General features: G+C 37.6%; 7 protein-coding genes and 1 pseudogene. 3 read left to right on the top strand and 5 right to left on the bottom strand.

The window, feature by feature from the left end; all coding sequences use genetic code 11:
• Positions 1-46 precede the first annotated feature (46 nt).
• Both A9Z07_RS05270 and A9Z07_RS05265 read right to left on the bottom strand, forming a co-directional pair.
• A complete protein-coding gene (locus A9Z07_RS05270; protein WP_047427002.1) occupies positions 47-244 on the bottom strand; it encodes a hypothetical protein in 198 nt (65 codons plus the stop codon).
• Positions 245-476: 232 nt separating this feature from the next.
• The gene (locus tag A9Z07_RS05265) at positions 477-962 is read right to left on the bottom strand and encodes a CinA family protein (RefSeq protein ID WP_069577508.1); all 486 of its coding nucleotides are present in this window, start codon (positions 960-962) and stop codon (positions 477-479) included.
• Between the two features lie 230 nt (positions 963-1,192).
• Between A9Z07_RS05265 and A9Z07_RS05260 the strand changes: the two genes are divergently transcribed.
• Both A9Z07_RS05260 and katE read left to right on the top strand, forming a co-directional pair.
• The gene (locus A9Z07_RS05260) at positions 1,193-2,602 is read left to right on the top strand and encodes an iron-containing redox enzyme family protein (RefSeq protein WP_069577506.1); all 1,410 of its coding nucleotides are present in this window, start codon (positions 1,193-1,195) and stop codon (positions 2,600-2,602) included.
• Between the two features lie 63 nt (positions 2,603-2,665).
• Positions 2,666-4,801: a catalase HPII gene (gene katE / locus A9Z07_RS05255; RefSeq protein ID WP_069577505.1), complete on the top strand. Its 2,136-nt coding sequence runs from the start codon at positions 2,666-2,668 to the stop codon at positions 4,799-4,801.
• 46 nt (positions 4,802-4,847) lie between these two features.
• Here the strand turns inward: katE and A9Z07_RS05250 are convergent.
• The 3 genes and pseudogenes from A9Z07_RS05250 to A9Z07_RS05240 form a co-directional block, all read right to left on the bottom strand.
• A pseudogene (locus tag A9Z07_RS05250) lies at positions 4,848-5,816 on the bottom strand (methyltransferase).
• 53 nt (positions 5,817-5,869) lie between these two features.
• Complete coding sequence (locus A9Z07_RS05245; RefSeq protein ID WP_069577503.1) at positions 5,870-6,748, bottom strand: SDR family oxidoreductase; 879 nt, start codon at positions 6,746-6,748, stop codon at positions 5,870-5,872.
• Positions 6,749-6,894: 146 nt separating this feature from the next.
• Positions 6,895-7,323, bottom strand: a complete 429-nt coding sequence (locus A9Z07_RS05240; RefSeq protein ID WP_069577501.1) for a hypothetical protein — start codon at positions 7,321-7,323, stop codon at positions 6,895-6,897.
• A 380-nt stretch (positions 7,324-7,703) separates the two neighbouring features.
• Between A9Z07_RS05240 and A9Z07_RS05235 the strand changes: the two genes are divergently transcribed.
• A partial coding sequence (locus tag A9Z07_RS05235; RefSeq protein ID WP_069577510.1) for a KGG domain-containing protein occupies positions 7,704-8,047 on the top strand: 344 nt, incomplete at its 3' end.

Raw genomic sequence — 8,047 nt, 5'->3', positions numbered from 1 at the left:
ATAATTTATTCTCCTAAATATTTACGGATCTCAAAATAATCAAATCTTATTTCTGTTGATTATTTTGGTTTGATCCTTGTTGGTTAGAATTTTTTTGATTCGAACCTTGTTGTTGACGGTTGTCGTTTTGCTGCTGTTGCTGCTGACGGTTGTCATTGTTTTGGTTCTGCTGGTTTTGCTGATTTTGTTGTTGCTGCTGTTGATTATTGCGTTCTTGATTGCTTTGGTTATTTGTATTACTCATGATCGTACACCTCATTTGGTTTTTGATAATATCTGAGTAAATCAGATGATTTAATTAAAACATATTTTTATTTTAATCATAGGGTGAGCCTGTTTCACTATATTTAAATGTAATGCAGTTTTTTTATGGAAATAATGATTTTTTAACAAGTTAAGTATTTGTGTTTGTTTTTAAAGCGAACAGTCTTAATATAAGTTTATACTAAAGTAACAAACTGCAACAAAGAATAAGGTCATTTGTTTTGGATATCTTTTTTATTGATAATCTTAACAATATTACGGCATATATCCTTGAGTAGATTTTTTAGCTTTGCTTCGGGTCTTCCTTTATATATCTTTTTGAATATATAGGTTTTATTTTTATAATCTATACAATAAAAGAATGTTCCGACAGGTTTCTGTTTGCTTTCAGAGCCTCCTTTCTTAAGCAATCCTGTACAGGAAATATAAATATCTGATTTAAAGATTTTCTTTCCCTTTTTAATCATCTCTTCTGTGACTTGAATGGATTCAGCACTATATTTCTTAATGAGTTTTGGAGAAATTTTTAGCACCTTTTCTTTTACTTTTAAGTCATAACAAACCAGACTTCCTATAAGAATATCTCCAGAAAATGGACTCAAAGAAAACTGATAGGATAAATAACCTGCGGAAGCACTTTCAAGAAAGAAAACAGAAAGCTTCTTTTGAGCCAGTAATTCGCATGATTTTTTAAACATAGGTTTTTCTCATCAAATTTATTACTTAAATTATTAATTATTTTTTAATCTATTTTCTGATTAAATAATTCAAAATATTGAAATGTAAAAAAGTAGTTTTCCTATTTTGTTGATATAAAAGGTTTTTGATTTTTATTTGTTTCAATCTTAACTTGTTTTAACAAAATGTTGGTAGGAATAAAGGATGAGCAACGTAAGGTAAATTTATATTTTCGATTCGGAGAATGGAAATGTCTGTTGTCGTAAAAAAAAGATTACTTGATTTGTTGCAGGACGATCATAAAAATTATTACGAGTTAGTTTCTTTCTTCCTTGATGGGGATATATCTAACTTTGAAAAAGAGAAAAAAGCAGTTAATTTCTTAGCACAAGAATTTGATACGATGAAGCCGAATAAGACTTCTTTGCCCAATGAGATTGAGGAAATCCGTAATTGGTATAACAATGAAAATCGTAAAGTATGTCTCAGCTATCAAGAGTATTTAAGCCAGCGCCAAGCAGGGAGCCAGCGAGAATATTTTAAAAACATCGGGCAGGCATTTGAATTTTTACTAAAAGTTGCCCCTGTAAAAAAAGTAGACGGTTCTTGGTTATATAGCTTCGTAAATTATTGGAATGATCCTGTTTTTCATGACCTCATTTTAATCTATCTAGAAGAGCTTGGTCTGGGGCAGGCGAAGTCCAATCATGTCTGTATCTACGATGACTTGTTACGTGTATTGGGTCTGGATGATTTTGAACTTTTCCTAGACGACGAGTATTACCATCACTCAGCAGTCCAACTGGCTTTAGCTTATGCACCACCAGAGTTTATTCCTGAAATCATTGGTTTTAATCTCGGTTATGAGCAGCTTCCTTTACATCTTTTAATTACTAACTATGAACTTAAAGAACTGGGAATCGAAGCCAAATACTTCAATTTGCATATTACCATTGATAATCTGGACAATGGCCATGCGCATAAGTCTTTAAAAGCTTTTGAAAATGTTTATAAAAAATATAAAGATAAAGAAGCTTTTATGGCGAAGGTAAAACGTGGCTATGCCTTAAATCAGCAGGGTATGTCCTCACTACAAATTATTAAAGACCTGAATCTTGAAAATTTTGTTCATAAAATCTTAAAACGCAAAGCCTTAATTGGGCAACTGGTTCATAACGAAAAACAATTTGTTGGATGCAAATCCATTAATCAGTGGCTAGCCAATCCACAACAGATTGGGAGTTTTATCAATCAACTGGTCGAAAAGCGCTGGATTAGATTTAATTGTGATCCTGAAGAGAGTCCATTCTGGCGCATGATTAGCCATGAAGATGGAAAAATGTATGGTGTGTTTACACCTGCAGAAAGACAGATTATTCATGACTGGATTGCTGGCGATCAATACTCAACCCATGTCTTGCCTTATAAGAATAGTCTAAGTAAAGAACAACCTTTACATGATTATTTATTCAGTTATATCTCGGATGGCGAACTGGAACACTTACAAACCAGAGTTAGCCAGACAGACAATTTTGCACTCAAGCTTTGTAAATTGACGCCTTTTCTTGCCCCCGAATCTCATCACAAAAGCATAGGTCTATGGAGTACTCAGAAGTATGCCGAATTGTTATTTCCTTATTTAACCGCTTCACCGCGTTAAGTCAGGAAAACCACAACACCATTTAATCATTTTATTTAGCCAACAATAAAACAGGGTAGCCCAATGAATGACGATTTTAAAGATAACAATACTAAAAGTGCTTTAGCTGGGAATACACCAGACAAAAGTAATCAGACTGAAAAGACCAGACAGCTTGATCAGGTAAGAAGTGATGCCACCGACGAAGCATTAACAACCAATCAAGGGGTAAAAATTGCAGATAACCAGAATAGCTTAAAAGCGGGTGTACGAGGCTCAACTTTACTCGAAGATTTTATTTTGCGTGAGAAAATTACGCACTTTGACCATGAACGTATTCCAGAACGGATTGTGCATGCGCGTGGTGTCGGTGCACATGGTTATTTTCAGGCTTATGAAGGCAATGAGCGGTTTACTAAAGCGGGTTTTCTGACTGATCCAAGCATACAAACGCCTATTTTTGTGCGTTTTTCGACAGTTCAGGGGCCACGTGGTTCGGCGGATACAGTACGTGATATTCGTGGTTTTGCCATTAAGTTCTATACCCAAGAAGGTAATTTTGATCTGGTCGGCAATAATGCTCCCGTATTTTTTGTTCAGGATGGGATTAAATTTCCAGATTTCGTTCATGCAGTAAAACCTGAACCACATAGAGAAATTCCGACTGGTGCGACTGCGCATGATACTTTCTGGGATTTTGTTTCACTGGTGCCTGAGTCCGCGCATGCTGTGATGTGGGCGATGTCTGATCGTGCGATTCCGCGTAATCTACGCTCGATTCAGGGCTTTGGTGTGCATACTTTCCGTTTTGTAGATGCGCATGAAAAAGCTCGTTTTGTGAAATTTCACTGGACACCGAAACAGGGTTTAAGTGCACTGGTTTGGGATGAAGCACAGAAGCTGGCAGGTAAAGATCCTGATTTTCATCGTCGAGACCTGTATGAAGCCATTGAGCAGGGTCTGTATCCTGAGTGGGAACTGGGTGTGCAGATTGTTGAAGAAGAAGATGAAATGAGCTTTGATTTTGATCTGCTCGATCCGACCAAAATTATTCCTGAAGAATTGGTTCCAATTACGCCAATTGGCAAGTTTGTGTTGAATCGTAATGTGGATAATTTCTTTGCAGAAACTGAGCAAATTGCATTCTGCCCAGGGCATATCGTACCAGGGCTTGATTTCACTAATGATCCGTTATTGCAGGCTCGTTTATTTTCCTATACCGATACTCAGTTAAGTCGTTTGGGTGGCCCGAATTTCCATCAGATCCCAATCAATAAGCCTGTATGTCCATTCCACAATAATCAGCGTGATGGCATTCATCAGCATCAAATCCATAAAGGTCAGGCTTCATATCAGCCGAATTCGATTGATAATAACTGGCCGATTGAGATTCCTGCTGCTGCACAGAATGGCGGCTTTGAAAGTTATCAGGAGCGCATTGACGGACATAAAATTCGTCAGCGTAGTGAATCTTTCTCGGATCATTTTTCACAAGCGCGTTTGTATTATCAAAGCTTGGCACCGCATGAGCAAAAACATGTGGTCGATGCCTATACTTTTGAATTAAGTAAGGTACAGCGACCACATATCCGTGAGCGTGAAGTTCAGGAAGTGCTGGCCAATATTGATACCGATCTCGCGAAAAAAGTTGGACAAAATCTTGGAATCGAGGTGCCAGACTTAAAAGAAAACTTTAAGCAGGCCAGCATTGAAAAATCTGAAAAACTTTCTATGCAAGCGTTTATTCCTGAGGATATTCAGGGACGTAAAATCGCCGTACTGATTCATGACAAAGTTCATGCGGAGACATTACGCACGATTATTAACTGGTCGATTCAGGAAAATGCCATTGTGCATTTATTAACGCCAATGCTAGCACCAGTAAAAGGGTCACGCGATGAAGTGATTACCTCGGATGGCATGCAGAAAGCGGAACCTTCTATTATCTATGATGCTGTGGTGATTGCAGATGGCGATAATTTAGATGCTGTTTTGGCGGATGGTGTGACCAAGCATTATTTACTTGAAGCCTATAAGCATTTAAAACCAATTGTATTCTTGGGTGATAAAGCTGAATTACTGGATCAACTTGATTTAGTGCCAGATGAAGGCACGCTATTGCAAGATGATTTCCGTCATGTGGCCGAGAAGCTGAAACAGTTGCTCCGTCATCATCGTGTTTGGGCGAGGGAAGCCGTGGCAGAAGCCATACCTGCCTAATGCTAAAAAAGCTCCGTCATGGAGCTTTTTTTTATATTCAAAAAAATCAGGTAGCAGAGAGCTTGATCAAAACCACAGCAATTCTTTCAATATGTTGATAGGCTGGTTGTTCAAGTTCTTCCCCAAACACATCTGGGTCAATTTCTTCATAACTGTAGTTAAAGTCTGGATAATCTTGTATCCAGCTATCGACTGCTTCTAAAAATTTATTGCCGTCCTGACTGATCGCAATGCCTGTATATAAAAATAACGTGCCTTGAGGCGTCAGTCTTTTGATTCCTTCGCTGAGAATATTAAAGGATAAATCAGTGCCATCCAGCACATTACCACCGTGCCGATATTGACGTTCATGCAGATCCATCAGGTAAGGAGGATTTGCAAAGATCAGGTCAAAATGACCCTCCAGATCGGAAAAAAGATTACTCTGTGTGGGGAAAATATTACTCAACCCCGTAAAATCTTTATTCACCTGACTATAAAACAGTGCTTTAGGATTAATATCCGCAGTAAAAATTTCAGTAGCCTCAGGAGTTAACTTGGCAATCGTAATGGCGACAGGTGAAGCACCACAACAAAGTTCTACACTACGCTGTATAACATGTGTCTGGTGGAGTAAGTATTGTTTAAGATGATAATAAAAACGATAAGTATCTGGCCCAAAGAACACAGCATCGGTTTCAAGCGTTGGAAAAGCTGAATGGATAAATAACTTTTCATCTAGAGATGCCACTCGAACTGTACTCAACCATTGCTGATCTTCAAGACGGATCAGGTCGGCATTTTTTAAGATCAGAAAAAGTTATTGATCCAGAGCTTCAGGATAAAAGGGCAGATTCCAGCCAAAAATATCCTTTAAGCTCCTCGCTGTATCGGATAAGTGTTTTTTGCGCTTCAAAATCCGTTCATGACTAAGCGGTGTAATGACAGTAAAACGATAATGCTGTTCTTCTAAAAAATGGAGTAAATAGTGCAAAGCCCTTTGCTGTATACCTTCCATAGTAAAATGCTGATTCATTTTTAGCCTCTTATTGTTATTATAAAACCTCCCAAAGGAGGTTTTATACTGGCTTAGCCATTGATAATTTCACCGCCGTTCACGTGGATAACCTGTCCTGTAATATAACTGGCATCATCGGAAGCCAAGAATAAGTATGCAGGCGCAACTTCACTCGGTTGGCCCATTCGTCCCATGGGTGTATCCTGACCAAATTTCTCTACCGTTTCTGCATCAAAACTACTTGGAATGAGCGGAGTCCAGATTGGGCCAGGAGCAACACCATTCACACGGATGCCTTTTTTCTGCTTCATGAGATTCGTCGATAAACTGCGGGTAAATGTTGTAATTGCGCCTTTGGTGCTGGCATAGTCTATTAATTCATCGTGTCCGTGATAACTGGTAATACTGGTGGTATTAATAATACTGTCTCCTTCTTTTAAATGAGGCAGTACCGCTTTAGTTAAATAAAACATTGAGAAAATATTGGTTTTAAAAGTTCTCTCTAATTGTTCATTACTAATATTGATTAAATCTTTTTGCTGAAACTGAACGCCAGCATTATTAACCAAGATATTAATTTCCCCAAAAGCCTTTAACGTCTCCTCAACACACTTTTCTGAGACGTCAGGATCAGTTATATCTTCTTTAAACAGTAAACATTGTCGACCTTCTTGCTCAACCAGTTGTTTAGTTTTTTCAGCATCTTCTTGTTCTTCAAGATAAATAATTGCGATATCTGCACCTTCACGGGCAAATAATACGGCAATAGAACGGCCTATACCGCTGTCACCACCACTAATCAGTGCAACTTTATCTTTGAGTTTATTGCTGCCTTGATGCGTCGACTTGATGATTTCAGGTTCTGGATGCATCACTTGTTGCTTGCCAGGTTGGTGTGGTTGTTCTTGGGCAGGCGCAGAAGTTGGATATTGATTCGGATTGTTGCTCATCTCTAAAGTCCTTTGATTCAATTATTTTTATCATCTTTGAAAAAGATGTTATTTTCGGTAAGGACAATGTTTTGATTAGTTGGAATTGTATTTATTCCGTAGAAGCTAGTAAAAAAATATAAATTTTATCCATTATCAAATGACTGCTAGACCAGAGATAAAATCTTAATATGATGACCAGCTATAATATCTTCGACAAGTGTTCTATTTTCAGTATCTTGGGTCCAATTTTCAATGGCTGTGGATTGTTCTAGATTGAGAATTAGTCTAATTATTTTCTCGGCTTCCTGTAATTGTTCGTTATTGATCGATGATCGTTGAGATTCTAGCGCCTTAGGATGTTCGTACTTATCACTATAAATTTCAATATTTTTCATATTGTTAGTAATGTGTAGAATGCGCTGAAATGGTAATGTAATGTCTTTTTTTTCTACTTTGTAAAACCAGTCCGAATCATATGCCAGCCAGTCGTGGTTATCTGTATCTAAATGAGCCAGCAAAATTTCAGGGCTAAGTAATGTCATAAAGCTAGGTTGTAGTTCCAAATCTGAACTGACTTCCATTTTTTCATTCATTTTAAATCTCCTGAAAATTTATTCAATCGCATATTTTAATGTCTAAAACTTTATTGTTTCTTTAAATGTGTGCTTTGTATTTTTTTATATCCACTTTAATGATTTTGATTGGGGTTGTAAAAGAATGTTTATTTGTTGTCTTTATTAATTCTTTCTTCTCTGCGTTATTTAAAGCGTAAAAAATATATAGGAAGTTTAAAAGATAATACTTAAAAATTACTCATATAACATGATGATATCAGTTTTATAAAAAAATAAATTGGCAACATTTAAAAGTATTGAAACATAGCAGGGTTAGAGCAAAAGCATTTTATCTCTTATGGTGAATATAGCCGCTATATAACGGTGCATCTATAATTTTAATAGAGGAAGAGATAATCATGGCTAATCAAGATTCTAGACAAGATGATCAAGATAATAATTCAGGTACCTCAAACCGTGGATTCGCCAGCATGGATCCAGATCGCTTACGGGAAATAGCGAGTAAGGGCGGACGCGCAGCCCATGCAAGCGGAAATGCGCATGAATTTACCACCGAAGAAGCCCGTGAGGCTGGACGTATGGCCCATTCACGGGGAAATGCACATGAATTTACTTCAGAAGAAGCGCGTGAAGCTGGTTCTTTAAGTCATAAAAATGGCCGTCGTTCTAGCAGCCGCGATGACGACGACGATTATGACGATCGTGGTGGCCGAGGCCGCAGTCGTCGTGATGACGACGATGA

The organism is Acinetobacter sp. YK3, from assembly GCF_001729365.1.
GTDB classification, from domain to species: domain Bacteria; phylum Pseudomonadota; class Gammaproteobacteria; order Pseudomonadales; family Moraxellaceae; genus Acinetobacter; species Acinetobacter vivianii.
Note: the sequence above shows the minus strand (reverse complement) of the source record. Positions and strands in the feature narration are given on the sequence as shown.

What these genes read in the sequence shown, in the direction of transcription:
- A9Z07_RS05270 (WP_047427002.1), bottom strand. Translation starts at nt 244, where the DNA reads ATGAGTAATACAAATAACCAAAGCAATCAAGAACGCAATAATCAACAG.
- A9Z07_RS05265 (WP_069577508.1), bottom strand. Translation starts at nt 962, where the DNA reads ATGTTTAAAAAATCATGCGAATTACTGGCTCAAAAGAAGCTTTCTGTT.
- A9Z07_RS05260 (WP_069577506.1), top strand. Translation starts at nt 1,193, where the DNA reads ATGTCTGTTGTCGTAAAAAAAAGATTACTTGATTTGTTGCAGGACGAT.
- katE (WP_069577505.1), top strand. Translation starts at nt 2,666, where the DNA reads ATGAATGACGATTTTAAAGATAACAATACTAAAAGTGCTTTAGCTGGG.
- A9Z07_RS05245 (WP_069577503.1), bottom strand. Translation starts at nt 6,748, where the DNA reads ATGAGCAACAATCCGAATCAATATCCAACTTCTGCGCCTGCCCAAGAA.
- A9Z07_RS05240 (WP_069577501.1), bottom strand. Translation starts at nt 7,323, where the DNA reads ATGAATGAAAAAATGGAAGTCAGTTCAGATTTGGAACTACAACCTAGC.